Annotated in this window: 22 protein-coding genes; 7 read left to right on the top strand and 15 right to left on the bottom strand. The window is 37.0% G+C overall.

Annotation, left to right across the window (positions count from 1 at the left end):
• Nucleotides 1-25: 25 nt before the first annotated feature.
• Both B0A80_RS02910 and B0A80_RS02905 read right to left on the bottom strand, forming a co-directional pair.
• The gene (locus tag B0A80_RS02910; RefSeq protein ID WP_070908461.1) at nucleotides 26-721 is read right to left on the bottom strand and encodes an ABC transporter ATP-binding protein; all 696 of its coding nucleotides are present in this window, start codon (nucleotides 719-721) and stop codon (nucleotides 26-28) included.
• Between the two features lie 291 nt (nucleotides 722-1,012).
• Nucleotides 1,013-1,363, bottom strand: a complete 351-nt coding sequence (locus B0A80_RS02905; protein ID WP_070908460.1) for a hypothetical protein — start codon at nucleotides 1,361-1,363, stop codon at nucleotides 1,013-1,015.
• 428 nt (nucleotides 1,364-1,791) lie between these two features.
• On the opposite strand from B0A80_RS02905, the gene B0A80_RS02900 reads away from it, so the two are divergent.
• The gene (locus B0A80_RS02900; protein ID WP_089076354.1) at nucleotides 1,792-2,541 is read left to right on the top strand and encodes a 4-hydroxy-tetrahydrodipicolinate reductase; all 750 of its coding nucleotides are present in this window, start codon (nucleotides 1,792-1,794) and stop codon (nucleotides 2,539-2,541) included.
• A 230-nt stretch (nucleotides 2,542-2,771) separates the two neighbouring features.
• Here B0A80_RS02900 and B0A80_RS02895 read toward each other — a convergent pair whose 3' ends face one another.
• The 4 genes from B0A80_RS02895 to B0A80_RS02880 form a co-directional block, all read right to left on the bottom strand.
• Entirely contained in the window at nucleotides 2,772-3,518 is a 747-nt protein-coding gene (locus B0A80_RS02895; RefSeq protein WP_089076353.1) for a succinate dehydrogenase/fumarate reductase iron-sulfur subunit, read from the bottom strand.
• Nucleotides 3,519-3,535: 17 nt separating this feature from the next.
• Nucleotides 3,536-5,446 (bottom strand): fumarate reductase/succinate dehydrogenase flavoprotein subunit, encoded by a 1,911-nt coding sequence (locus tag B0A80_RS02890; RefSeq protein ID WP_089076352.1) that lies wholly within the window; start codon nucleotides 5,444-5,446, stop codon nucleotides 3,536-3,538.
• Between the two features lie 387 nt (nucleotides 5,447-5,833).
• Nucleotides 5,834-6,934, bottom strand: coding sequence for a hypothetical protein (locus B0A80_RS02885; protein ID WP_089076351.1), 1,101 nt, complete (start codon nucleotides 6,932-6,934; stop codon nucleotides 5,834-5,836).
• A gap of 147 nt (nucleotides 6,935-7,081) precedes the next feature.
• A complete protein-coding gene (locus B0A80_RS02880; protein WP_089076350.1) occupies nucleotides 7,082-8,362 on the bottom strand; it encodes an acetyl-CoA C-acetyltransferase in 1,281 nt (426 codons plus the stop codon).
• 210 nt (nucleotides 8,363-8,572) lie between these two features.
• Between B0A80_RS02880 and B0A80_RS02875 the strand changes: the two genes are divergently transcribed.
• Nucleotides 8,573-10,960 carry a TonB-dependent receptor gene (locus B0A80_RS02875; protein ID WP_233430695.1) on the top strand — a complete coding sequence of 796 codons (2,388 nt, stop codon included), beginning with the start codon at nucleotides 8,573-8,575 and terminating at the stop codon, nucleotides 10,958-10,960.
• A 143-nt stretch (nucleotides 10,961-11,103) separates the two neighbouring features.
• On the opposite strand, the gene B0A80_RS02870 is transcribed toward B0A80_RS02875, so the two are convergent.
• The 6 genes from B0A80_RS02870 to B0A80_RS02845 form a co-directional block, all read right to left on the bottom strand.
• On the bottom strand, nucleotides 11,104-12,126 hold the full coding sequence (locus tag B0A80_RS02870; RefSeq protein WP_089076348.1) for an LLM class flavin-dependent oxidoreductase: 1,023 nt from the start codon (nucleotides 12,124-12,126) through the stop codon (nucleotides 11,104-11,106).
• A 226-nt stretch (nucleotides 12,127-12,352) separates the two neighbouring features.
• Complete coding sequence (locus tag B0A80_RS02865) at nucleotides 12,353-12,742, bottom strand: DUF1634 domain-containing protein (RefSeq protein WP_233430694.1); 390 nt, start codon at nucleotides 12,740-12,742, stop codon at nucleotides 12,353-12,355.
• 4 nt (nucleotides 12,743-12,746) lie between these two features.
• On the bottom strand, nucleotides 12,747-13,583 hold the full coding sequence (locus B0A80_RS02860) for a sulfite exporter TauE/SafE family protein (RefSeq protein ID WP_017497585.1): 837 nt from the start codon (nucleotides 13,581-13,583) through the stop codon (nucleotides 12,747-12,749).
• A gap of 188 nt (nucleotides 13,584-13,771) precedes the next feature.
• On the bottom strand, nucleotides 13,772-14,014 hold the full coding sequence (locus tag B0A80_RS02855) for a hypothetical protein (protein ID WP_124020557.1): 243 nt from the start codon (nucleotides 14,012-14,014) through the stop codon (nucleotides 13,772-13,774).
• Nucleotides 14,015-14,300: 286 nt separating this feature from the next.
• Nucleotides 14,301-14,738 (bottom strand): DoxX family protein, encoded by a 438-nt coding sequence (locus B0A80_RS02850; protein WP_089076346.1) that lies wholly within the window; start codon nucleotides 14,736-14,738, stop codon nucleotides 14,301-14,303.
• Between the two features lie 70 nt (nucleotides 14,739-14,808).
• Nucleotides 14,809-15,177, bottom strand: a complete 369-nt coding sequence (locus tag B0A80_RS02845; protein WP_017497582.1) for a winged helix-turn-helix transcriptional regulator — start codon at nucleotides 15,175-15,177, stop codon at nucleotides 14,809-14,811.
• A gap of 81 nt (nucleotides 15,178-15,258) precedes the next feature.
• Between B0A80_RS02845 and B0A80_RS02840 the strand changes: the two genes are divergently transcribed.
• The gene (locus B0A80_RS02840) at nucleotides 15,259-16,137 is read left to right on the top strand and encodes an NmrA family NAD(P)-binding protein (protein WP_089076345.1); all 879 of its coding nucleotides are present in this window, start codon (nucleotides 15,259-15,261) and stop codon (nucleotides 16,135-16,137) included.
• A 165-nt stretch (nucleotides 16,138-16,302) separates the two neighbouring features.
• A complete protein-coding gene (locus B0A80_RS02835; protein ID WP_089076344.1) occupies nucleotides 16,303-17,316 on the top strand; it encodes a zinc-binding alcohol dehydrogenase family protein in 1,014 nt (337 codons plus the stop codon).
• 18 nt (nucleotides 17,317-17,334) lie between these two features.
• Here B0A80_RS02835 and B0A80_RS02830 read toward each other — a convergent pair whose 3' ends face one another.
• Complete coding sequence (locus tag B0A80_RS02830) at nucleotides 17,335-18,039, bottom strand: LytR/AlgR family response regulator transcription factor (protein WP_089076343.1); 705 nt, start codon at nucleotides 18,037-18,039, stop codon at nucleotides 17,335-17,337.
• Between the two features lie 4 nt (nucleotides 18,040-18,043).
• Nucleotides 18,044-19,132 (bottom strand): sensor histidine kinase, encoded by a 1,089-nt coding sequence (locus B0A80_RS02825; protein WP_233430693.1) that lies wholly within the window; start codon nucleotides 19,130-19,132, stop codon nucleotides 18,044-18,046.
• 210 nt (nucleotides 19,133-19,342) lie between these two features.
• Between B0A80_RS02825 and B0A80_RS02820 the strand changes: the two genes are divergently transcribed.
• Nucleotides 19,343-21,694 carry a TonB-dependent receptor gene (locus tag B0A80_RS02820; RefSeq protein WP_089076342.1) on the top strand — a complete coding sequence of 784 codons (2,352 nt, stop codon included), beginning with the start codon at nucleotides 19,343-19,345 and terminating at the stop codon, nucleotides 21,692-21,694.
• Nucleotides 21,695-21,728: 34 nt separating this feature from the next.
• Here B0A80_RS02820 and B0A80_RS02815 read toward each other — a convergent pair whose 3' ends face one another.
• On the bottom strand, nucleotides 21,729-22,487 hold the full coding sequence (locus tag B0A80_RS02815) for a LytR/AlgR family response regulator transcription factor (protein ID WP_089076341.1): 759 nt from the start codon (nucleotides 22,485-22,487) through the stop codon (nucleotides 21,729-21,731).
• A 646-nt stretch (nucleotides 22,488-23,133) separates the two neighbouring features.
• Here B0A80_RS02815 and B0A80_RS02810 point away from each other — a divergent pair.
• Both B0A80_RS02810 and B0A80_RS02805 read left to right on the top strand, forming a co-directional pair.
• On the top strand, nucleotides 23,134-24,444 hold the full coding sequence (locus B0A80_RS02810; protein ID WP_089076340.1) for a sensor histidine kinase: 1,311 nt from the start codon (nucleotides 23,134-23,136) through the stop codon (nucleotides 24,442-24,444).
• Nucleotides 24,445-24,456: 12 nt separating this feature from the next.
• A complete protein-coding gene (locus tag B0A80_RS02805; RefSeq protein ID WP_070908431.1) occupies nucleotides 24,457-24,888 on the top strand; it encodes a response regulator in 432 nt (143 codons plus the stop codon).
• The last annotated feature ends 34 nt before the right edge of the window (nucleotides 24,889-24,922 follow it).

Genomic DNA, 24,922 nt, shown 5'->3' with positions numbered 1-24,922 from the left:
ATAGGATTGAGAAAGTAATTTCCCTTTATACAGTTTGTAAATACAAATCTTCCAGTTCGTTTGCTGAGATTTTATCGGCTTCGATAACGGTAACAAGGTTTCCCTGTCTCATAATGCCAATATGAGAAGCAACTTCCCGCGCTCTGAAAATATCATGTGTAGCCATTAAAATGGCTGTTCCATCAGCAGAAAGTTCTTTTAGTATTTGGGAAAACTCGTTGGAAGCTTTAGGGTCTAAACCACTCGTAGGTTCATCCAGTAAGAGCACTTTGGCTTTTTTGGCAATCGCAATGGCAATTCCAACTTTTTGTCGCATTCCCTTAGAATAACCACCTAAATTTTGATGGTGCGCCTTAATCTGAAGCCCTGCTTTAGACAGGAAATAAGTCAGTTCTCCCTGCGAATATTTGAATCCTGCCAGCGACGAGAAGAATTTTAAGTTTTCCAGACCGGTAAGGTTAGGATATAGCATGACAGTTTCGGGGATATAAGCAACATATTTTTTCGTTTCCTGTGCGTTGCCGATGACGGATATGTCATTAATTTTTAGTTCTCCGTCTGTTGGAGCGATAAAACCTAGAAAAAGGTTGATTGTGGTGGTTTTTCCGGCACCATTTTGCCCCAATAAAGCAAAAATCTCCCCTTCTTTAATGGTTAAGTTGAGTTTGTTTAGAGCAATATGGTCGCCATATTTTTTTGTTAGATTTTCAGCTATAAGCATAGTTTTGATGTATTTGGATGATTTTTAGTACGGGTTTTTCTTTTCATGCACAGTTATAGTAACAGCCTTTAGGGCTGAAACATTTTAACCGGTGACGAAATAGGAAGAGTAGAATTTACTGGGAACAACCGAAGAGTAGGTAAATTAGATAAACCAAAATGGTCTTTCGTATCTTAATTGGAGCTGTTTTATTGAAAACAGACCAAATAAGATTACAAATGCGTTTTACCTGATCTTTGAAAAAGACAAGCAAAAGCTATTTTTTAATTTTTCGGGTGAAAATGCAGTAAACTAGCGAATAAATGGCGGTGCCCTAAGTGCAAAAAGACTGCCTTTGAAAACAACAGAAATTGTTTTTTCGTAAAAGAACACGCTGAAAGTTTCAACGGTTGCTTTAAGAAAAGAGTACGTTTGAAAAGTGTTTGGTATAAAGGTGCTAAACGTAAAATGACAAATCTGACAATTGTTGTCTACAGTATGACTGTGTGTGATTTGCTTTTGCCCCTCAATATAAGTATGCTCACAATGTTTACTCGTTAGCTGCTTGTAAACATGCTCGTAAGAATGCAGCGTCTGAAACAGCATTGCAAACAATACAGTTACAGACATAAAAAGAGGAATTAATACATTTTTCTTTTTCATTCTTAATGGAAAAAGCCCATTTTTAAAGGACTTGGTAGCTTATAAACTAACGCAACGTTGTTGCAAATATAGATATCTTATTTAAAAATGTGCCAGAATCGATTATTATTTTATTGGGAAAACAAATTCTCAATTTTTTGTAAAGCCTAATTATGCATAAAAATACAGCTAAACTAATATTCTTCGGGCAATCATTCCAAAAACGTCTTTAGAGCTTCTTATAAAATATTTTTACAGTAGTATTCCTGTTAACGTGTTCGATTATCGTTACTTATGAAAGTTATTGCTAGTGATCTCGGCATATAATCTCTATTTTTACTAGAAGAGGATAATTATCAGCTTAGTTAATAATTGAATTTTTGATTTGACATGAAGTTTCAAAAGTGTCAATTTTATAAACGGGCAGTCTGCTCATAAAAAAGTGAATTATGAAAATAGGTTTAATAGGATTCGGAAAGACTGGAAAATCAGTAGCTACTGTACTACTGGAAAACAATAAATTTTGCCTGGAATGGGTTTTAAGACAAAGTACGGTTTTGGAAAAGAGATCTGTTTCAGAGTTTTTGGGCATTCCGTCAGAAGAACAAGGGGTTATTTACTCCAGTTCTAAAACGACGATGGAAGAATTATTAGACAAACATCCTGTTGATGTTATTATTGATTTTTCTTCCAATGAAGGTATTTATAGTTATGGAGAAGTTGCTGCAAAGCGAAAGGTTAAGATTATTTCGGCAATTTCTCATTACAAAGACAAAGAGTTGCAGTTACTAAAGAAACTGGCACATAAAACTACGGTCTTTTGGTCGCCCAATATTACGCTTGGGGTTAATTACCTGCTTTTTGCGGCTAAATTTTTAAAGAAAATTGCTCCCTGGGTGGATATTGAAGTAAACGAAGAACATTTTAAAAAGAAAGAAGGAACTTCAGGAACAGCGGTTAAAATTGCGGAAGCTTTGGAACTTGATAAAAACAATATCAACTCAGTAAGGGCAGGTGGAATAGTAGGTAAGCATGAGGTTATATTTGGATTTCCATATCAGACGGTTCGTTTAATTCATGAATCAATCTCGAGGGAAGCATTTGGAAACGGAGTTGTTTTTGTTGCCGAAAATCTGAAAAACAAACCCAAGGGACTGTATAATTTTGAAGATATTTTAACACCTTATTTTACTGTCTGATCTAATAAAGTAAACCTGACAGGTTTCAAAAACTTGTCGGGTTTGTTTTTTTTAAGACGATTTTATTTTAATAAACACATAGAAGCATAGAAATAATGGGGCAAAAAGGTTTCAAAATGAAATACATTTCTTCCGCATGGTTTGTTGCTTGTATTTTCAACTTATGAAATGATATTTCTGAGTTTGATAAGTCTATGTTTCTATGTGTATTTTATTAAATGATTGATGTATTATTTTTTAAAAATTAAAGCTTTGGTATATTCGGCATTCATTTTGGCGATCGAAAGAATCGAAATACCTTGTGGACATTCAATTTCGCAGGCCCTGGTGTCTGAGCAGTTTCCAAAACCCTCGGCATCCATTTGGCTTACCATGCTCAGTACTCTTTTTTGAGCTTCGATTTGTCCTTGTGGCAACAAAGCCAAATGGGTGATTTTTGCACCCGTAAATAAGGCTGCACTGGCATTTTTACAGGTGGCTACGCAGGCACCACACCCAATACAGGCTGCCGCATCAAAAGACGCTTCGGCGGTTTCATAGGATATGGGAATGCTATTTGCTTCCGGTGCCTGACCTGTTGAAGCTCCGATAAAACCACCGGATGCAATGATGGCGTCAAAAGCCGAACGATCGATTTTTAAGTCTCTGAGTACAGGAAAAGCTTTTGCCCGAAAAGGTTCAATATAAATAGTATCTCCATCTTTAAAACTTCTCATGTGGAGCTGACAGGTGGTGGTATTTTTTAGAGGACCATGAGCTCTTCCGTTGATCATCACACCGCATTGTCCGCATATTCCTTCCCGACAATCGTGATCAAATTCAATAACACGTTCTTTTTTCTGAATTAAGGATTCATTCAAAAGATCGAGCATTTCCAGAAAAGACATATGTTCTGAAACGGCATCTATCTCATAATCGGTCATTTTTCCTTTAGAGGAACTATCAGATTGCCGCCATATTTTAAGAGAAAGTTTCATGTTTCTTCAACTTTTGATTATTTGTAACTTCTTACTGCAAGTTCAACCGATTCAAATACGAGAGGTTCTTTGTGCAATTCAGGCGGTTTGGCTTCCCCTTTCCATTCCCATGCTGAAACATAGCAGAAATCATTATCATTTCGAACTGCTTCACCATCGGTAGTTTGGTATTCTTCGCGAAAGTGAGCTCCACAAGATTCTTCTCTTTGTAAAGCATCGTAACACATTAATTCGGCCAGCTCTATGTAATCGGCAATTCTTCCGGCTTTTTCGAGTTCACTGTTTAAGGTATCATCTCCGGTAATCAGTAAATCTTTTTCAAAAGAAGCTTTCAGGGCTTTTATATCTTCAATGGCTTCTTCCAGTTTTTCTTTGCTTCTCGAAAGACCGCATTTTTCATAAAGTAATCGTCCAATTTTTTTATGAAAGTGATCGGTTGAAAGGGTGCCTTTGCTATTTAAAAAACGATCGAGCTGCATTCTCACGGATTTTTCGGCTTCTTCAAAAGCGGGGTGGTCGATGGTTGCTTTTGGAGCGTTTAATTCTCCTGCCAAATAATTCGGAATCGTATACGGAGCAATAAAATAGCCGTCTACGCAAGCCTGAAGCAAAGAATTCGCTCCGAGTCTGTTAGCGCCATGATCGGCAAAATTGGCTTCCCCCAAAGCAAATAGCCCGGGAATACTGGTCATTAATTCATAATCGACCCAAAGTCCACCCATAGTAAAATGGGCAGCGGGAGAAATTAGCATAGGTTCTTTGTAAGCGTTGATACCGGTAATTTTTTCATACATGGCGAACAAATTACTGTATTTGGCTTCAATAGTATTTTTCCCCTGTGCTTTTATAGCATCTGAAAAGTCGAGATAAATAGCGTTTTTCATTGGTCCGACACCATGTCCGGCATCAATCCGTTCCTTAGCCGCCCGCGATGAAATATCACGTGGTGCCAGATTTCCAAAAGAGGGGTAACGACGTTCGAGATAATAATCACGTTCTTCTTCGGGAATGGTATTGGGATTTCGTGCGTCCTCGGCTTTTTTCGGAACCCAGATCCGACCATCGTTCCGCAATGATTCTGACATTAAAGTGAGTTTAGATTGGTTGGCTCCGTGTTGTGGAAGTGAGGTAGGGTGGAACTGAATCCAGCTTACTCCGGCCATATAAGCGCCTTTTTTATGTGCTCGCCAGATGGCAGAACTATTGCAGCCCATAGCCAGTGTAGAAAGATAATATACTTTTCCGTAGCCTCCCGAAGCCAGTACAACTGCATCGGCAACATGACGTTCTAAAGCTCCTGTTTCGAGATTTCGGGCTATAATGCCTTTTGCTTTTCCGTCAATAATTACTAATTCCAGCATTTCATGACGGGTGTGCATCGTTACTTTTCCTAAGGATACCTGACGCAACAATCCCTGATATGCACCTAATAAAAGCTGCTGACCGGTTTGTCCGCGTGCGTAGAAGGTTCTCGAAACCTGAACACCTCCAAAAGATCTGTTGTTTAAATATCCGGCATATTCTCTGGCAAAAGGAACGCCTTGCGCCACAGCATGGTCGATCAAATGTGCGGAACATTCAGCCAAACGATATACATTGGCTTCCCGCGATCTGAAATCACCACCTTTGATGGTATCATAAAACATTCTGAAAGTACTGTCGCCATCGTTTTTGTAGTTTTTTGCAGCGTTAACTCCTCCTTGTGCTGCCACAGAGTGGGCACGTCGGGCAGAATCCTGAAAACAAAATGATTGAATATTATAACCCTGTTCAGCCAGAGATGCTGCGCAGGAAGCACCTGCAAGTCCGGTTCCAACAACAATAACGTTCAGTTTTTTTCTGTTGGCTGGATTTACAAGCTTTGCTTTTGCTTTGTAATTATTCCATTTATCGGCTAGTGGACCTTCGGGTATTTTGGAGTCAATCATTTTTATTTTAGTTTAAAATGAATTTATACACAAATTTTATAAGTGACTTGATTTAAAAGGAGGTCTAATTTACTATAAAAAAATGATTTTTTGTAAAGAAAAAACTATTATTTGAACTGTTTATTACAATTCAAAAACAATTAGGTTGTGAGTTTAGTATGTTGGTTTAAAGTGTTTTAGCTGATTTTCTGGTTTTGGGTTTATTTCTGTGGTTTTATTTTAACACATAGAGACATAGGTTTTCGAACGGAACAGAAGACGTTGCACTTTAAATAAAATGTCCCGATGCATCGGGACGAAAGAAATGTTTTTGTCTTTTGTACCCTCTCTTTAGAATTCAAATCTATGTTTCTATGTGTTTAATGCTTTTCATATCTTATGTAAGTACTATTTGATGAATTTCTCTACATTCGGGATTTTCTCAAGTGCTTTTGTGTTTTCGGCCAAAAGTTTAGCAGCAGCTTCATTTATTTTGCTTGCCGGAATTGCTTTCCATTTGTTGATGTCCTTTTCGAAATCGTTTCCAAATAAAACTCTTGATAAATCTCTTATCACACAATAAGCGGCTATTGAATGGCCATTATCGCTATCATAGTTTCCGGTATTGATAAAAAACTGCAATCGTTTCATCAGACCTTCCTGAGAATAAAGAGAAACTTCAGTTAATTTACCTCTGTATTCCAGATCGGCAGAACCAACCCCTTTTAATTTTGGGAATAGTTTATAGTCGGCAAAGTGCCTTCCTTCGTGACCAATGTAGCTTACTCTAAAGTTTTCGGATTTTAAGTCATAGGCTTTTTTTACGCAAAACAAAGCTTCTTTTGTAGCCCAGCCCGCAGGATAATAGCGTCCCAGAGTAGCATATTCGCTCCAGCCCAGGGTGACAAAATCATCCATAAAATAGATTTTAATTGGAGTTTCTTTTCCATCATAGGTAACTTTATAGATGGTGTCTTTTTCTGTTTTCCAAACCAGTAAGTCATATAAACCTCCTGTTTTTCCAAATCCGGTAGTATGATAGCCTAAACTTGCGATGTATTTTTTTTGATACACATTGATGCTGTCTTCGTTAAGCGTTAGGTTTTTGGCAGACGGGAAATTCGTTTTAAGAAAATTCGAAACGTTTTTCAGGATCAGTGTATCGGTTTTCTTTTCTTTGTTCAGGAAAGAGAAACGCCAGTAATCTCTGTATATCTTTAATAGCTGATCTATTTTTGATTTTCGGGTTTCCAGAAAATCACTTTTGTCTTCTGTAAACTTAAATCGGTTTTCAAAGTTGGTTTTGAATTTTAAGTCTTTATCAGCTATTTTTTTATTGGTATCGATTTCCAATAGCGGCAAAGCTGATTTTGGATTGCCATCTAAAGCCAACGAGTAAATTTTAGTGTAATCCAGTTTTATACTGTCGTTTGGAGTGGTCTGAGCATTTACTTTCGAAAATGAAAAGAAAGTGAAAATGAGTAAAGTGATAAGTTTTAAAGTTCTCATATAGCAATGTTTGGATTAATGGATTAGCATTTTTTATACTATAGAGACTTTTTTTTCGATTTTGTTACAGTTTTGATTTTTTAAAATAATAAACCGGACAGTTTTTTAAAACCTGTCCGGTTTGTTGCTTACAACGATAGGAATTAATTACTTTTCGATTATCATGGTCACGCCTTGTCCTCCGGCGGCACAGATGGAAATCAGCCCACGTCCGGACCCTTTTTCGTTTAACAGTTTAGCCATAACACCAATGATACGACCTCCCGTGGCAGCAAAAGGATGTGCTGCTGCGAGACTGCTTCCTTTCACATTTAGTTTTTCGCGATCGATTGCTCCGAGGGTTTTAGGAAGTCCAATTTGAGCACTTAGCTCAGGACTTTCCCAGATTTTCAGAGTGGCTAAAACCTGAGCGGCAAAAGCTTCGTGAATTTCATAATAATCAAAATCCTGTAAGGTCAAACCTGCTTTATCAAGCATGCGACTGACAGCAAACAAAGGAGCCAATAGAAGATTCTGCTGATTTTTGACATATTCGATGGCAGCAATTTCAGCAAAGGTGATGTAAGCTAAAATGGGCAGATCGTGTTCTTTTGCCCATTCCTCACTGGCTAAAAGAATGCAGGAAGCGCCATCCGTTAGCGGAGTTGAATTTCCTGCCGTTAAAGTTCCATTGATTTTGTCAAAGGCTGGTTTTAGCTTGGCCAATTTTTCCAGCGTGCTGTCTTTTCTTAAATTATTGTCCCGGTCAAGTCCGTTGAAGGGGGTAATCATATCGTTAAAAAAGCCATCATCATAGGCTTTCGCCATATTGAGATGACTTTTAAGTGCAAAGTTGTCCTGATCTTCGCGAGAGATTTTGTAATGTTTGGCAGTGATTTCGGTGTGGCCTCCCATTGAAAGTCCGGTTTGAACTTCTTCATTTTTGGGAACCAGCGGAGCCAAATCTCCAGGTCGAATTTTTAAAAAGAACTTTATTTTTTCAGTAATTGATTTTGCATTTCTGGCATGGAGTAGAATTTTCCGAAGTTTGTCGCTCACCGCCATCGGAATATCGCTTATAGAATCAACACCTCCGGCAATTCCGCATTCAATTTGTCCCAATGCAATTTTATTAGCGATATAAATGGCACTTTCGATTCCGGTATCACAAGCCTGTTGCAAATCGCAGGCAGGAGTAGCGGGATCGAGTGTTGTTCTCAGGACACATTCCCTCATTAGATTATTGTCGTAAGTATGTTTGATTACGGCCCCTCCGGCAACTTCACCGATTAATTTTCCTTTCAGATTGTATTTGGTTACAAGACCATCGAGAGCGGCGGTCATCATTTGTTGATTTCCAACTTCGGCGTAGGCGGTATTAGCTCTTGCAAACGGAATACGGTTGTATCCCACAATAGCTACTTTTTTGATTGTGTTTGTGTGATTCATAACTCAGGTGGTGTTTTTGTCCTTAAAGATAAGCAGAGTTATTTACTATTGAAGGATTTAAAATCTAAAATAATAGGTCTTGCCATTGCATTTAACGATTTGATTTTGAATTATATTTATTTAGAATAATTAAAAATAATTTGCAAAACGATGTTTTAGCCCTTACTTTTGCCAGCGAAATAAAAACCAATACAAATAATTATGAATACCATGAGAATAAAAAAAGTTTTATTTTTTCTGATTTTTCTAAACTCATTAGTGATGATGGGGCAGGAAAACGGAAAAATAACCGGAAGGGTTTCTTTAACGGGAAATGTACCGGCAGAAGGTGTTTCTGTTGCTCTTAAAGGAACAAGATACAGTGCTATAACGAACGAACACGGACAGTACGAAATTAAAAATGTTAAGCCTGCCAGTTATACCATCAGCATCAGTGCAGTTGGAATTCGTCCCGTTGAAGACAGAATTACAGTGACATCAAAGCAAACGACAACTAAAAATTTCATGCTTGCGGAGAGCCAGGAAGATTTGGACGAAGTGGTGATTACTAAAAACAAATACAAGCAAGACAAGCCTTCTTTATCTTTACGTCTTCAAACACCAGTATTAGAAATTCCCCAGAATATTCAGATTGTGAGCGGTCAGACATTAAAAGATCAGCAGATTGTGAGTATGAGTGACGGAGTAATCCGAAATGTGAGTGGCGCTGTACGCTCCGAACATTGGGGAGATTTGTACACCAATATAAAAATGCGTGGTTCGCAGGTTCAGGCGTTCCGTAATGGTTTTAATGTAGTTACTTCTTTCTGGGGGCCACTTACGGAAGACATGAGTTTTGTAGATCATATCGAGTTTGTAAAAGGACCGGCAGGATTTATGCTTTCCAGCGGTGATCCAAGCGGATTGTACAATGTGGTAACTAAGAAACCAACCGGAATGACAAAGGGTGAAGCTTCTGTAATTGCGGGAAGTTATGATTTTTACAGAGCGAGTATTGATCTTGACGGTAAATTGGACAAAAAAGGAAAGTTATTGTACCGTTTTAATGCTGCAGCCCAAAACAGAGGTTCGCACCGTTCCTTTGAACACAATAACCGTTATGTAATTGCTCCGGTACTTACCTACCAGATTGATGATAAAACAAAAATTACGGCGGAGTATAATTTTCAATATGCCAACATGACTGAGGTAGGTTCTTATTATGTGTTTGGACCTAAATCTGATGGATATGCCACTTTACCGGTTGGATTTACTCTGACACAGCCTGGTATTCCGGATACTAATATTCAGGACCATAGCGGGTATTTTATGTTTGAGCATAAGTTTGATGATAACTGGAAACTAACAGCACAAACTTCTTATTTCAAGTACATTCAGCAAGGATACAGTTCATGGCCTGCCAGCGTTGGCTCCAGTGAAAATACCCTTGGTAAAGGCAACATTATTAGAAATGTGGGTATCTGGGATGCAGAAAGTAATATGTATTTAGGTCAGGTATTCGTAAATGGGAAGTTCAATACAGGAGCTGTTACGCATAAAATACTAAGTGGTGTAGATTTGGGGAATAAAGATTATATGGCAGATTGGGGACAGTCTCATGATCTTGATACGGCAGCGAATCCATTTAATGTTTACCATCCAAATTATGGTACACCTTCTAATGGTTTTCCGGCTTTTGATCGTGCAACACCGCTTTCTGTTAGAGCCGGAATTGGAGGTAGACTAGGACAAAAATACGCTGCAGGTTACATTCAGGATGAGTTAGGTTTTTTTGAAAACAGGTTGAGATTGACTCTTGCGGCACGATACACCTGGATTAGTCAAAACAGTTGGGGAACGGATGAATCTGACAGTCATATTACGCCACGTGTGGGAGCTAGTTATTCTGTGACTGATAATCTGGCTGTATATGGTTTATACGATCAGGCTTTTATACCACAATCCGGAATTATTCAAAATGGGGATCAGGTAAAACCACTTACAGGAAATAATTTGGAATTTGGGGTTAAGAAAGATTGGTTTGACGGATCATGGAGTACTACATTGTCGGCTTATCGTATCGTAAAACAAAATGAGCTTACTTCTGATCCTAAAAATGGACCAAATGATGTTTATAAAATTGTTTTGGGAGAGAAAAGAGCACAGGGTGTTGAATTTGACGTAAGAGGAAAATTATTAGACGGACTTAACCTTATTGCCAATTATGCTTTTACAGAATCTGTAGTTACAAGTTCAGTAGTTAAAACTATTGTAGTTGGTTCAGTAGTACCGGGCTTTGCCAAACATACTGCAAATGCGTGGTTGAACTACAGCATTCAAAGCGGAAAGTTAAAAGGATTAGGAGCTTCTATAGGAGGGACTTATCTTGCGGGCCGTCAGACAGACAGTTGGAGTGTAGGAGCTATAAGCTTACCAAACTATTTTAAACTGGATGGAGGGTTATCTTATGAAACCGGAAAGTTTAAAGTTACTGCCAACGTCTTTAACATTTTGGATAAATACCTTTACAGCGGATCTTACTATGAGTGGCTTTCTGCTTACTATTGGCAAACAGAAGCGCCAAGAAACTTTAGAGTGGGGGTAACGTATAAGTTTTAATTTTTTTAGGTTCTAAGGTTCTAAGGTACTGAGGTTCTAAGGTTCTAAGAGTAAACCCGACAGGTTTTTGAAACCTGTCGGGTTTTTTTGTTGTTATGAAATAAGAAATCCTTTTAATTTGTGCAATCTGTGGCAAAAAAAAACTACCCTTTTTGAATGAGCGGAATCACTTTTGCACCAATAAGTTCTATAGCAGTCATGAGTTGTGTGTGCGTGAGACCTGCATTGTCCATTTGAAAGGTGAATCTGGAAATACCGCCAAGTGATTCGCTGTGACGCAAAATTTTATCAGCAATGCGTTCAGGACCTCCCACAACCAATACACCCAGATCGTCAATTAATCCGTCAAATTTGGCTTTGGTCACGGGCGGCCAACCGCGTTCCAAGCCTAATTTTGTCCAAAGTTCAGCATAACCGGGATAATATTCTTCAATAGCTTTTTCGGTTGTATTTGCAGCAAATCCGGGTGAATGTAGACCCACTTTAAGTTCTTCGGGTTGATAACCCGCAGCTTTTCCTGCTTCACGATACAAGTCAACTAAAGGACGAAAACGATGAGTCTGACCCCCAATAACTGCGACCATCAAGGGAAGCCCTAACGATCCGGCGCGGATAAATGATTCAGGAGTTCCGCCAACACCCAGCCATACAGGAAGTTTTTCTTGCAAAGCTCTGGGATAAACCGGAAGATTATTTATGGACGGACGAAATTTTCCCGACCAGGTCACAAATTCATTGTCTCTGATTTGAAGCAAGAGATCTAATTTTTCTTTAAAAAGTTCATCGTAATCATTCAGATTAAATCCAAAAAGAGGGTAAGCTTCAATGGAAGACCCTCGGCCTACTACAATTTCGGCTCTTCCTTTTGAAATTAAATCAAGAGTCGCAAAACTTTGATAGACTCTTACCGGATCGGCAGCACTTAGAACTGAAACAGCACTTGACAGTCGAATGCGTTTGGTTCGTGCCGCAGCAGCACTTAAAATAACAGCGGTTGCCGAATCTAAAAATTCTTTTTTATGGTGTTCACCAATACCAAAAACATCAAGTCCGGCCTGATCTGCCAGCTCGATTCTTTGGAGTAATTGTTCCATTACATCAACACTGCTTAGCATATTGTGGTCTCCATACATCGCCGAAGCGAAACTGTCAATTCCTATTTCCATTTTTTATAGCTTTAGGCTTTAAGCTTTAGGCGATACGCTTTCTTATTAAGCCTACAGCCAAATGCTTATCGCGGTTAGTATTTTTATAGCTTTAAGCTTTAAGCAATATGCTTTTTTTAGAAAGCCTACAGCCCAATACTTATCGCGGTTATTATTTTTTTTAGCCTTAGGCTTTAAGCAGTAAGCTTTTTAAGAAAGCCTAAAGCTTAGTGCCTAAAGCTTATAATTAATGAGAAAAACCAAAGGAAACGCTAATCAGAATAATCACAATAACTATTAAGGTGATGCCTACATACAGATAATCTTTTTCCAGTAAAAACGAAAATAGTGATAGTAAAACACGTAAAACCGGGGTTAGAAAAAGCAGAATAATTCCAAAAAAGATTAAAGATTCACCGTTTCCCTGAATTACACCCTGATAAATTGCCGAAATTACTTCAAAGATATTACGGTCATTTTCATGAAAGACCGAATAATCTTCAATGTCTGTACTATGATGCATTAAGTAAACAATTCCACCAATAAAAGCTACGGATAAAGAAATCCAGACGCCATAGCGCAATAAATTTCCGATAATGGTTTGAAAATCTTTTTCTCCAAATTTTTCGTGTTGCATAGTCTTAGATTTTTCCATTAATTCCGTTATAGATCATATTTACTGCCAATACAAAGATGAGACAGGCAAAGAATATTCTCAGTTTCTTAGGATTTGTTTTCACGAGAACTTTCGCTCCTGCCATCGCTCCAAAAAGCACACCAACCACTACAGGCATACAGATTCCGGGTTCGATGTATCCTTTCTGAATGTAAATGACAGAACTTGCCATTGCAGTAACTCCCATCATAAAGTTACTGGTGGTAGTAGAAACTTTAAACGGAACTCTCATAATATTGTCCATGGCGATTACTTTAAAAGCTCCGGAACCAATTCCTAATAAACCGGACATCATTCCGGCAATTCCCATCATACTAAAACCTCCTATAACATTTTTAGTTCCGTAATGAATAACTTTGCCATCATGTGCAGGATAAGTGCCTTCTAATTTTAGTTTTTTAGCCAAAGGACTAGATTCTAAAACAATATGTTCTTCTTTTTTACGAAGCGAATTGATAGCCGAGAAAATTAAAGTAAGCCCGAATAAAACGGCAATAAACGAAGTAGGAGCGATGGTTGAAAGCAGGGCTCCGCAAACAGCACCTATTGTGGTGGCAATTTCCAGAAAAATACCCAATCGCATGTTGGTGATTCCTTCTCTCACATAAGCTGCAGCTGAACCTGAAGAAGTTGCAATTACGGAAACCAAGGCTGCACCAATTGCATAATGAATGTCAACGCCAAGAATGACTGTTAAAAGTGGAATTATGATAATCCCGCCACCTAAACCTGATAATGAGCCAATAAAACCTGCTAAAAAAGCACCAAGAATCATAATCAGGGTAAACGTAAGTACTGTCATTCGAATCGATTTAGTTACCGCTAATTTACGAATTGAAATTGGGAGAGGAACTTTTTTATTTCTTAATTAAAAACTAAAATGACAGCAACCAAAAGTATAAAGGATGAAAAATAATGCCAAAATAATTCTAACTGATTGATTTTTAAATGACAATCAGGGAGGTTGATGATACGCTAAGATTGAAGAATTTACAGGTTGTCTTCTATTATTTTTTGCACACTATTGATAAAAGTCTCCGTATCCTTAACATCCTGCTTGATGTATAAATCGTATTTGGTTAATTTATACTGATCAATCATGTCTTTTTTTAAATACTTTATGAGAGATTCGAGAGTTCGGGTATCTTCCTCATTTTGCCTTTTTAGTTCCCTTTGTTTGCTTTGCAAGTAATCCAGACTGTTTTTTAATCTCTCGACATTTAACTTTTCCACTCTTTTCCTTCGTTTAAAATTATTTAATAAACGATATCCCGGGAGGTTATTAAGCTCAATATGCCCCAAAAACCATTACCATTTGAGTTTAATTCCTCCGGAGTATCGTATTTTCATACATACGTTTAAATTGAGAATTTAGATTTGGAAATTGTTATATAATTTGTATTGCGATTTACAAAATTTGTATTTGAGGTAAGCAGGTTGTTGAAAGCCGAATGTTTTGACCTTTTTCGAGGTAGTTATTTTTTGAGGATTTTATATTTTGAATGAGTTTTATAAATTTTTATTGGGATCGATTGTCTAAAGCGAGATACGTTTTGTCCAAAGAAGAAAGCAATAAAGCTGCTGCGGCACTTGTTAGAACCGAATAATCAAAAGGAGCTTTTATAGAGACTGAAACAGCCATGGAGAATGCAAAAAGAAGCATTAAACCTGCAGTTCCCAAAGCAATGTAACGGGTTTTAAATCCTATGATGAGAAACAAACCAAACAAAATCTCGAAAAAAGTAGCCAAAGCTCCCAATACTTCTGCTAAGGATTTACTGACAAAGGAGTTTAAGGTTTGGGTGTAAATAATAAAATTGTCCCAGTTTCCCCACGCAACTCCGGGAGCGCCGGGTGCACCCCAAAGACCAAAACGGTCGGCAACTGCAGAGAGCATCGTAATTCCTAAAACAATTCTTAAAACAAAACCTGCTTGTGTTGTACCAATTTTTCTCATTTGGATCTTTTTATGTAAAGGTAACAAGATGTTCTGCTACTTTGATGATTATTTTTGAGACCAAGCTATTTTAAGAACTCTTAAATCCATCTTCCTTATCCTTGAAGGCCCATGTCGCCATAGCTTCGATAACAGGCATTAAACCTTTTCCCGACGGACTTAAGCTATAGGTCACAAAAGGAGGTACAACCGGTTTAGCTTCTCTAATGACAAGATGGTCGGCTTCGAGCTGTTTTAAATGTTGTATCAGCATCTTTTCGGTAACTGCAGGGATAGCCCTTTTTAGTTCACTGTAACGTTTGCTTCCGCCTGAAAGATGGTAAATGATAATGGGTTTCCAATAGCCTCCAATTTTTTCCATAACATAAGTTACAGGACATTGGTCTAAAGCATATTGCTTGTTTTCCTGAATAGTCGATGATTCTTTGATGGCGGTCATAGTGCATACTTTAGGGTAAGTACTTGTATAAAAGTAAGTACAAATATACCTTTGTTACAGAACATAAAAAAATAAACAGAGATGAAAATTACAATTTCAGGATCATTAGGAAACATAGGTAAGCCATTGACCCAAAAACTTATTGCCTCGGGACATGAGGTAACAGTAATCAGTAGTAGTTCAGACCGCGTAAAAATGATTGAAGCAGCAGGAGCAAAAGCAGCGATAGGTTCTGTAAGTGATGCCGCTTTTTTGCAAAGCGCATTTGAAGGAGCTGATGCTGTATTTGCAATGACTCCGCCTAATATGGGAGGAGTTAATATCATTACCAATACTACGGACGCCGGTAAAGCACTTGCAAAAGCCATAGCAGCTGCCGGAGTAAAACGTGTTGTAATGTTGAGCAGTATTGGTGCAGATTTACCGGGAGGAAATGGTCCAATTGCCGGACTTCATAATATTGAGAAATTATATGAGTCATTAGAGAACGTATCGGTTACGTATCTTCGTGCGGGTTTTTTCTACACGAATTTGTACCATGATGTTCCAATGATTAAGGGAGCGGGAATTATTGGAGCAAATTATCCTTCTAACACTACAATTCCTTTTGTACATCCTGAAGATATTGCCGCAGCAGTGTCTGAAGAATTACTAAAAACGATAGCGGGAAAGAACATTCGTTATATTGTAAGTGATGTGCGAACTCCAAATGAAGTAGCCAAAACTTTAGGCTTAGCCATTGGAAAACCGGATCTACCATGGATAGAATTTACCGATGTACAATCTCTTGACGGAATGAAACAAGGGGGACTACCGGAAGAAATTGCTGAATTGTATACCGAAATGGGATCAGGTTTTAGAAACGGTAAAATTGCAGCACATTTTTTAGGCGATTATAGTTCTGTTGAGGGACAAATTAAACTGGAAGATTTTGCAAAAGAATTTGCTGCTAAATTTTAAATAAAAGTAAGAAGCTGGTTTTAGGATCAGCTTTTTTTAGTATTTGAGAATTCTAAGGTGCTATTGACTTTTGATAAGAATATACTGGTTTAGTATAAAAATATACCGTTTGTAAGATTCGGACTGTATTTATCTTTGTAATAATAGAATTTAAAAATTATAAAGATGAAAGCCATAGGATTTAAAACATCGTTACCAATTGCTGAAGAAGAGAGTTTTATAGCATTTGAAACCCCAAAACCAGTTCCCGGAGAGCGTGATTTAGTAGTAAAAATTAGTGCAGTATCTGTTAATCCCGTCGATTTTAAAATTCGTCAAAATAGTACAAAAGATACCGTTTTAGAAACTCCGAAGATTATAGGCTGGGATGCTGTGGGTATTGTTGAAGCGGTAGGAGAGAAAGTAAGCCTGTTTAAGGTGGGAGATGAAGTTTTTTATGCCGGAGATATTACCAAACCGGGTAGTAATGCCGAATACCAGGTTATTGACGAACGAATTGTAGGCAGAAAACCAAAGTCCTTAAGTCTTGAAGAATCGGCAGTCATACCTTTAACCGGTTTAACGGCTTGGGAAATTCTCTTTGACCGCATCCGAATCAATCCTGAAAAAGATAAAGGTAAGTCGATCTTAATTATTGGAGGGGCAGGAGGAGTAGGTTCGATCGCTATTCAATTGGCCAAAAAAGTAGCGGGTCTCACGGTTATTGCAACCGCATCCCGCCCAGAAACTATAGCCTGGTGCAAAGAGCAGGGAGCCGATTATGTAGTTGATCACCGAAATTTAATTGCTTCGGTTCAGGAAGCCGGGTTTCAACAGGTCGATTTTATTTTAGATTTTGTAGATACGAATTCTTATTGGGATACTATGGCAGAATTGATTAAACCGCAAGGACATATTGCCTCTATTACCGGAAGCAGTGATCCCGTGGCTTTGAACAAACTGAAAAATAAAAGTGCCTCCTTCTCGTGGGAGCTTATGTACACACGATCGATGTATGAAACCGATGATATGCAGGAACAGCACGTTATTCTTAATAAATTGGCTGATCTTTTAGATCAGGGCATGCTAAAATCAACGCTAAATGTAACGTTAACAGGTTTAACGGTATCGAATTTCAAAAAAACGCATGAACTTTTAGAGTCAGGAAAAACTATAGGAAAAATTGCTATTAAGTTCTAAAGACAAGGAGGGAGGCGGTTATGAACCTTTTAATATTTTAAAAACATATTCTTTGTAGCTTGCCCCGATAGGAATTTCTATGGAGCCAATTTCAACATCATAAGCGGTAAAGGCAGTAATGTTTTTTAAATTGATGATAAAAGAACGGTGTACGCGAAGAAAATCTTTTCCCTGAAGTTCCGCTTCAATATCGCCGATTTTGTATTTAGAGGTTAGTTTTATGCCTTCCTTCTGATGCACCACAATGTAGTCTTTCACACTTTCAATAAACAAAACATTGTCCGTATTGATTTTATGAAATTTAGTACCGCTTCTGATGTAAATAAAATTCTCGAGAGGTGGCGTTATAATTTTTGTATTGCTTGGGCCACTGATACGTAAATAACGATCGGTGGCTTTAAAAAAGCGATCAAAAGTAATAGGTTTGAGTAAATAATCTACAATGTCATGTTCGTAGCTTTCCAAAGCATATTCACGATAAGCCGTTGTGAAAATAATAGCCGGAGGGTTTTTCAATGTCTTTAAAAAATCAATTCCCGTGATCTGAGGCATTTTAATATCCAGAAACATGAGGTCAACAGCCGTAGTTCTTAATACTTCGGCAGCTTTTAAGGCATTCGGACAGGTTCCTACAATCTCAAAATAATCCAGCTTACTGATGTGATTTTGCAGCAGGTTTATGGCCAAAGGCTCATCATCGACTAATAAACATCTTATTTTCATTTTTCTAAGCTTGGTTGGAATCGTTTTGCAGCTTGATTTCTAAATGGGCTGTAAAATGAGTATCGTTTTTGGTAACCTCAAAAGTATAATTTTCCGGATAAATTTTGTCCAGCTGCTGTATGATATTGTTCAGTCCAATTTTACCGTTTTCAGATTCAGTTTCACTCTTCCCAATAGTGTTTTTAACCGTAAAAGTAAAATGACTGTTCTTTAGTTTTAAATCAATAACTATAACGGGGGAATCCGTATCTTCTCCGGCACCATGTTTAAAAGCATTTTCTACTAATGAAAGTAAAATTAAAGGCGCAATAACATCATTATGGTCGATATCGGTATTAAAAATGACACTGAGCCTTTCGTCATATCGCAACTTTTCAAGTGCAATATAATTGTTAAGCAATGCAATTTCTTGCGAAACAGGAACATAAGTACCGCTGCAACGATATAAAATGCAATCTAATATTTCAGACAAAACCGCAATTGATGGTGAAGTAATTGGCGAATTAACAAGAGACAAGGAATAAATATTGTTGAGCGTATTGAACAAAAAATGAGGGTTCAATTGAGCTTTTAGCACTTTTAGTTCCGTTTCTGCCTTTTGCTTTTCCAGTAACAATGCTTTTTTCTGAACTAAATATTGGTTTTTAACCTGTTTTACAAAAACAAAGAATAAAGAAAGAAAAAAGGATTGAATAAAATACGATCGAAACAACTTTGAAATATCTGTAAAGATTTCAAAAATGGACTCCTGTATAAAAGGAGGGGTGCGTACAATAGGTTCCAGTACATAAATGATTATAGTTCGATTAATAGCCGAGATAAGATAACAGCCCACTATAAATTCAAGCCAGACCATACTGTGATTTTTGGGCGTCATTAAGCGCGGAAGAATACGATAGGAAAGGAAATAGGCAAACAGCATAGAGAAAAACAGATCGAATGCAATTCCCAGCATTTCATTTGGAATGTTTAATGCAGGATCATCAAAATTATTTTTACCAAGGAACATAATATACAGGCAGAACCAAAACACAATATGTGTTGGAACTCTGTGGGCTGAGGAATAGTTGATGAGTTTTTCGAATATTGACATAGCAGACCAAAGTTAGTATTTATTTAGAAAGAGAAAGAATGTGTCGACAAACAGGTTCAAAAATGACATTAACGCATAAAAAACGTAGATAAACATCGTTAATACTCGTTATTTAATGGTTGATCGATCTGAAAGAACTGTATAGCATGCGCTTAATTTTTGCATACAATTAAAGAAGAGTTTTGGTGAAAATTATAAACGAAACCAAAAATGAAAAAGCTCATCTTACTCATCATCCTTTCTTTAGGCTTTGAGGCTGTGGCACAGACCAATGAATTTACGCTTAAAGGAAAAGTTATGGATTCAAAAACAAAACAATCTCTGTCCTATGTTACCGTCACGCTGGAATCGTCTGATCAGAAAAAAAGAACGGTTTCTTCTGATGAAAACGGGATGTACGTTTTCAAGAGTCCTCCCGGAAATTATCAGTTGAAAATCGAATTTATATCCTACAAACCATTCACCGTAAACGCGATTTCACTTCAGAAAGATCTGATTTTAAAAGACGTTTTACTGGAAGAAGAAGTTAATGAACTGAATGAAGTGAATGTGGTAGCTGAAAAATCGGCCGTAGAACTAAAAATGGATAAAAAAGTATTCAACGTTGGAAAAGACATTCTCTCAAAAGGCGGAACAGCTAACGATATTTTGAATAATGTTCCCTCAGTAAATGTGGATATTGCGGGGGCCGTAAGCCTTAGAGGCAATAGCGGTGTTACGGTTTTAATTAACGGAAAACCATCCATGTTAACCGCTAATAACGGTTTGTCTCAAATTTCGGCGGGGAATATTGAAAAGGTAGAAGTTATTACAAATCCCTCAGCGGCTTACGAAGCGCAGGGGAGTGCAGGAATTATAAATATCATACTAAAGAAAAACAGTATGCAGGGATTTAACGGTTCGCTGCAGGCAGGAATAGGAAATCCGGCAAATCATAGTCTGAATGCCAATGTGAGTTATAAAACCGAAAAAGTCAATTTGTTTTCCAATATAGGATACCGTTACATTGACGTTTTTGCTTCCAACAGACAGTTTCAGCACAATACCAGCAACAATGCAGTAACCACGCTGAATCAATACGATGATATCCGAAGAAATAATAGTATCTACAATATTTACATAGGAGGAGATTATTACATTAATGCCAAAAATACCTTAACCGGAAGCTACTATCGAGACAGAAACAATAACAATTACAAAACGGCTATTGAGTACGAGTATGCCAACGCCAGTAATGCAACTGACAGTATCATCAATCGCCACGAAAATTATAAGGAACCAAAGTTTTACAATGCCTTAGAATTAAATTATGTAAAAACATTTGATAAAAAGGATAAAAAATGGACGACCAGCCTGCAATATGATTTTTGGCACGACGATGAAAATCAATACATCGATCAGCAAAAAACGATGCCTTATGAACCGGAAGTTTCTAATCTGTACAGCCGTGATATTGAAAGCAGTAACGATATCTTTCTAAAGTCTGATTTTGTAAATCCGATAAACGAAAATTCTAAAATTGAGATGGGAATCAGAAGTGATTTGCGCGCCATTAGAAGTGATTATTATACGGTTTTGGATGAAGTTTTGCAGGATCAGTTTACCAATAAATTAAAATACGACGAGAACCTCTATAGTGGTTACATTCAGTTTGGAAGTAAAGTAAAAAAGTTCAGTTATCTGGCAGGTTTGCGGGCGGAATTATCCGATATTAAAATTGCCGATTCAAAGAATTTGTTCAGCAACACTAAAAATTATATCAACCTGTTTCCAACTGTTCATTTAGTATACAATCTAACCGAGAAAACAGATTTACAGCTTAGCTACAGCAAACGAATCAACCGTCCGAGGTTTTGGCAGTTGAATCCTTTTTCCGGGCTTTCAGATTTGCGCAATCTTACCGTAGGAAACCCTGATTTGAATCCGATGTTTACGAATTCTTTTGAATTGACTTTACTGGCTAAACCCGGAAAATTTAGCATCAATCCGTCTGTATATTATCAGCACACTATCGATTTTTTCGAGTATATTTTACAGCGCACAGATGAAAATTATTTTGTGAGAACACCGGTAAATCTGGACACTGAAGATCGTTTTGGAGCAGAAGTTTCTTCAACTTACAGTCCAACAAAATGGCTGAGACTGTCTTTGGATTTTAATTACTACAAATTTAAGCAGCAAGGCACTTACAAGGAAGTGATCTATGATGTGGAAGACGAAACCTGGTTGTCAGGCTTTCGTTCGGTTGTGAAGTTTCCAAAAATAATTTCAGGTGATTTTAGTTTTAAATACCGAGGTAAAAATCAGGGAGTTCAATCGGTTACCGAGGCACAATACTCGGCCAATATTGGTTTAAACAAGGACTTTTTTAACGATAAAATGTCGGTTACTTTAAATGTGAACAACCTTTTCAATTCGCAACTAACCAAACAAACGGTCAGCACACCGCTCTATTATTTAGAATCAGAGTTTCGTTCGCAGGGAAGATATATCAGACTGACTGTAATTTACCGTTTCAACCGAAAAAAGAATGAAGCCGACAGACTTCCGGATTCTGAATAGTCTGGAAATTTATATTCTTTACTCCAATTGAATTTTAGGAATCGAGCCAGTTTTTAAAATTATTGATTTCCTTTTTGCTTAGAATAATAGGTTCTGTATCCGGAACGGTAACATTCAGTAAAATTTCGATTTTCTGGCTCGAATGTTTCACAATTTCCTGAACAGAATGGCGGTTAATAATATACTTTCTGTTGATTTTAAAGAAAAGAGCCGGATCGAGTTTATTGATGAGGTCTTTCAAATTATTATTGTACAGGTAACTACTGCCGGAGTTGGTGTAGATAAACAAATGTTTTCCGGTCGCAAAGAAAAAGGGAATTGAAGTGTCGTTAACAGAAATTAGTTTATCTCTGTGGCTCACCAGAAAATGATGCTGAATGTTACTTTGATTCTCAATTTCAACCAAAGATTCAACAACTGAATTGCTGTTAAAGGTCTCTTTTATGTTTTTGTATTTGTGTAAAGCTTCGAGTAATTCTTCCTCTTCGTAAGGTTTAAGAAGATAATCGATAGTAAAATGTTTGAAAACTTTTACTGCATAAGAGTCATAAGCAGTGATAAAAATAACGGGGCATGACACGAGAGCCTGCTCGAAAATATCGAGGCTTTTACCATCTCCCAAATGAATATCCATAAATGCAAGATCAACGGTATTCGCTTTAAAAAAGGCAACAGCACCCTTTACAGATTTCAGTACTGTAATTTCACTGATCGGAAGGACAGTCTGCTCTTCCAGAATATTTTTGAGATAGGTGGAGGCGAGATGTTCATCTTCAATGATGACTATTTTCATTTCGTTTATTTTTTGTAAAGTTAAAAAAAAACGGAATGTTGTGAAACCTTAGTGTTTTGCAAGGTACAATTTATATCGAACTCGTTAAGAGAATAGAAAAAACGTAAGCAAGAAATGGTAAAAAGTTGACCTGTCCTAATTTGGCAGGTCAGTTTATTTTATAGCAATACAATTGATTTGCTGTCAGAAATATGCTGTATACGATCTTCTGTCAGAGTAATTAAGCGTTAACTGTATTTGTGTTAGATATAAACTATTTTACAAGATTTTGGTTTTAACTGTCTTATTATCAAGGGTGTTTTGCTATAGTGACTGAGTTTTTTACCCGCTTTTTAGATATATTGCAATAGATAAAATCCTACTTTATCGTTTTTTTTATTAAATTAGCTAAAGCTTTAATGGTGTTGTTCGTCAGCTTTTTGCTGCAGAATGATGTACTATGGGATGACTACTTTACTCAGGTGCATTTTTTTCGCTTTTGAGATATAATGATGGAGCGCAAGTATAGTTCAGCAAGATCTCTTATCTGAAAGCTAACTAGTGTTCATTTGCTGAAGCGAAGAATTAATGAACATAACACTAAGCATAAAACTGCTTTTCTTGTCCTTTTTTAATCCAATTGCCTTTACTTTAAAAGAGTATCGCAATGCAGTACCAAGTTGAAAAAAGTATGAAAGAGAAAATCGAAAATCTGGAACAATCTAAGAACATTCAGGAATTTCTTTTGGCAATAAAGAGAAAATCGGATAATTTAATTAATTACTTTCTGGTCGCTTTTTTTATTATAGGTTTATTATTAGCGTTTTGTTTTGATACCTGGGAGATTGCAATTGGAGTGGGGGGAATATTGCTTATTGCCTATTATTCATCAAAATTAGCATTGCCTGAATCTGACTTTTATCAGTATGTTCTCAGTACCGTATTGGGGATTTTCATGTGCCAGTTTATTTATCAGATGCATGGTATGTTTGAGATGCATTTTACGGCATTTGTTGCAAGTGCTATACTTATCACTTATCAAAACTGGAAACTGCAAATACCATTAACATTAGTAGTAATAATTCATCATGCACTATTTGGTTATTTGCAATATAGTGGTGTCAGTGGTATTTATTTTACTCAGTTGGATTATATGACACTGCGCACTTTTGTTATTCATATACTATTAGCCACGACCATTTTCGGGCTTTGTGGATTGTGGGCTTATCAATTTAAAAATTACAGTGAAGCTCATATTAATCAGACGTTTAAAAAGAGAGAAATTGAAAATCGGGAATTAAAAACGGCAAATTACGAATTGGATCGTTTTGTGTATAGTACCTCTCATGATTTACGTGCTCCATTAAATTCTATGCTTGGACTTATTGAAATAGCCAAAGACGATACAGCGGAAGAGTTAATGATCGGACATCTTGAAATGTTGAAGGAGAATGCCGAAAAGTTAGATAACTTCATTTGTGATATCCTTGATTATTCGCGAAACTCACGGATGGAGATCGAGAAGCAAAAGATCAATTTTAGAGAACTTATCAAAGAGGTAACCCAAAATTTAAAATTCATGGGTGATACTAACCGAAGAGTTGATTTTAAAGTTGATATTATTGGTAATGCTTCGGTTTACTCCGATAAAAATCGGCTTACGACTATTCTGAACAATCTGATTTCAAATTCAATCCGCTATCAAAATTTTAAGGTTTCAAACCCATTTGTCAATATTAAAATAGATATTTCTAACATCGAAACCAATATTGTTGTTGAGGACAATGGAATTGGAATTCAGCAAGATTTACATCCAAAAATATTTGACATGTTTTATCGTGTTTCCCGAGAGTCGGTTGGTTCAGGATTGGGACTTTATATTGTAAAAGAAGCAATCTATAAACTCAATGGAGATATAAAAGTTCAATCTGAAATTGGTCATGGAACCACTTTTACGATTAAAATCCCAAACAAGTAAATACCTTAACCCATGGAACAGAATGCAACACAACCCTACTTTAGAAAAATCCTTGTCATAGACGATAGTGCTACAGATCGTTATATTGCAAAGCGAATGGCTGAAAAGTATTATTTTGCTGAGGAAATTGTTTTAGAAGAGTTAGCCACAACAGCACTTGAATATTTACGTTCGTTAGAAGATACACCTGATTTACTTCCGCAATTTATTTTTCTCGATATCAACATGCCTGAAATGAATGGTTTTGAGTTTCTTGAGGAATATGCAAAACTTTCTGAATCAATCAAACTAAATTGTATTATAATGATGATTACTTCTTCAACGCATCCCGAAGATCTCAAACGGGCAGAAAGTAACCCCTTGGTAATAGGCTTTCTGAATAAACCCCTTTGTAAAGAGAAATTTGAAGGTATAAAACAGGAGTTTCTATTAAAAAATCATTAAACATAGATGACTGAAAGCTCAATTTTATTAGTTA

Source organism: Flavobacterium tructae, from assembly GCF_002217475.1.
Taxonomy (GTDB): domain Bacteria; phylum Bacteroidota; class Bacteroidia; order Flavobacteriales; family Flavobacteriaceae; genus Flavobacterium; species Flavobacterium tructae.
The sequence above is the reverse complement of the archived record's forward strand: the minus strand, read 5'-3'. Positions and strand labels throughout refer to the sequence as shown.

Excerpts from the sequence above, each read along its gene's own strand:
- B0A80_RS02900 (WP_089076354.1), top strand. The coding sequence starts at position 1,792 with ATGAAAATAGGTTTAATAGGATTCGGAAAGACTGGAAAATCAGTAGCT.
- B0A80_RS02865 (WP_233430694.1), bottom strand. The coding sequence starts at position 12,742 with ATGCAACACGAAAAATTTGGAGAAAAAGATTTTCAAACCATTATCGGA.
- B0A80_RS02845 (WP_017497582.1), bottom strand. The coding sequence starts at position 15,177 with ATGACCGCCATCAAAGAATCATCGACTATTCAGGAAAACAAGCAATAT.
- B0A80_RS02875 (WP_233430695.1), top strand. The coding sequence starts at position 8,573 with ATGAGAATAAAAAAAGTTTTATTTTTTCTGATTTTTCTAAACTCATTA.
- B0A80_RS02905 (WP_070908460.1), bottom strand. The coding sequence starts at position 1,363 with ATGAAAAAGAAAAATGTATTAATTCCTCTTTTTATGTCTGTAACTGTA.
- B0A80_RS02880 (WP_089076350.1), bottom strand. The coding sequence starts at position 8,362 with ATGAATCACACAAACACAATCAAAAAAGTAGCTATTGTGGGATACAAC.
- B0A80_RS02885 (WP_089076351.1), bottom strand. The coding sequence starts at position 6,934 with ATGAGAACTTTAAAACTTATCACTTTACTCATTTTCACTTTCTTTTCA.
- B0A80_RS02835 (WP_089076344.1), top strand. The coding sequence starts at position 16,303 with ATGAAAGCCATAGGATTTAAAACATCGTTACCAATTGCTGAAGAAGAG.
- B0A80_RS02890 (WP_089076352.1), bottom strand. The coding sequence starts at position 5,446 with ATGATTGACTCCAAAATACCCGAAGGTCCACTAGCCGATAAATGGAAT.
- B0A80_RS02830 (WP_089076343.1), bottom strand. The coding sequence starts at position 18,039 with ATGAAAATAAGATGTTTATTAGTCGATGATGAGCCTTTGGCCATAAAC.
- B0A80_RS02895 (WP_089076353.1), bottom strand. The coding sequence starts at position 3,518 with ATGAAACTTTCTCTTAAAATATGGCGGCAATCTGATAGTTCCTCTAAA.
- B0A80_RS02815 (WP_089076341.1), bottom strand. The coding sequence starts at position 22,487 with ATGAAAATAGTCATCATTGAAGATGAACATCTCGCCTCCACCTATCTC.
- B0A80_RS02850 (WP_089076346.1), bottom strand. The coding sequence starts at position 14,738 with ATGAGAAAAATTGGTACAACACAAGCAGGTTTTGTTTTAAGAATTGTT.
- B0A80_RS02910 (WP_070908461.1), bottom strand. The coding sequence starts at position 721 with ATGCTTATAGCTGAAAATCTAACAAAAAAATATGGCGACCATATTGCT.
- B0A80_RS02820 (WP_089076342.1), top strand. The coding sequence starts at position 19,343 with ATGAAAAAGCTCATCTTACTCATCATCCTTTCTTTAGGCTTTGAGGCT.
- B0A80_RS02870 (WP_089076348.1), bottom strand. The coding sequence starts at position 12,126 with ATGGAAATAGGAATTGACAGTTTCGCTTCGGCGATGTATGGAGACCAC.
- B0A80_RS02840 (WP_089076345.1), top strand. The coding sequence starts at position 15,259 with ATGAAAATTACAATTTCAGGATCATTAGGAAACATAGGTAAGCCATTG.
- B0A80_RS02810 (WP_089076340.1), top strand. The coding sequence starts at position 23,134 with ATGCAGTACCAAGTTGAAAAAAGTATGAAAGAGAAAATCGAAAATCTG.
- B0A80_RS02825 (WP_233430693.1), bottom strand. The coding sequence starts at position 19,132 with ATGTCAATATTCGAAAAACTCATCAACTATTCCTCAGCCCACAGAGTT.
- B0A80_RS02805 (WP_070908431.1), top strand. The coding sequence starts at position 24,457 with ATGGAACAGAATGCAACACAACCCTACTTTAGAAAAATCCTTGTCATA.
- B0A80_RS02860 (WP_017497585.1), bottom strand. The coding sequence starts at position 13,583 with ATGACAGTACTTACGTTTACCCTGATTATGATTCTTGGTGCTTTTTTA.